The sequence below is a fragment of the Spongiactinospora gelatinilytica genome (assembly GCF_003236385.1).
Classification (GTDB): Bacteria; Actinomycetota; Actinomycetes; order Streptosporangiales; family Streptosporangiaceae; genus Spongiactinospora; species Spongiactinospora gelatinilytica.
The window spans coordinates 1-379 of record NZ_POUA01000953.1 but is presented as its reverse complement, the minus strand read 5'-3'; the positions used below and the strand labels follow the sequence as shown (position 1 = coordinate 379).

Sequence of the window (379 nt, the reverse complement as noted above, 5' to 3'; positions counted from 1 at the left end):
GGCTAAATCCACAGCGAGGGGATGACCATTAAGAATGGTATCAAAAGCTGCTTCTTCATCTTGAGGAATTTCGAGTGCTTTAGCAAAATTATTGACGGTACCCCCAGGAATAATTCCCACTTTGACTGATTTTTTAGCCTTAAGAAAGGCCGAAAACACGGTATTAATGGAGCCATCTCCGCCAATTGTAATAACTGTACCCAGTTGATCAATATGATCGACTACATAATCGAGCGCTTCTTGACGACTAGACGTGGCCTTTAAGGTGGTTGGTCGCTTCAATCGTTCAGCCGCTTGCTGAAAACGTTCAGCGATGGATTTATTATCATTTTTTCCAGCATCTTCATTATAAATAACGGTATATTTAGGCATCAGAGCC

Annotated in this window: 1 protein-coding gene; it reads right to left on the bottom strand. The window is 41.7% G+C overall.

Translation table 11 applies throughout. The features are described 5' to 3' along the window. The coding region (locus C1I98_RS46935; protein ID WP_199537624.1) for an acylglycerol kinase family protein at window positions 1-379 on the bottom strand (379 nt) is incomplete at both ends.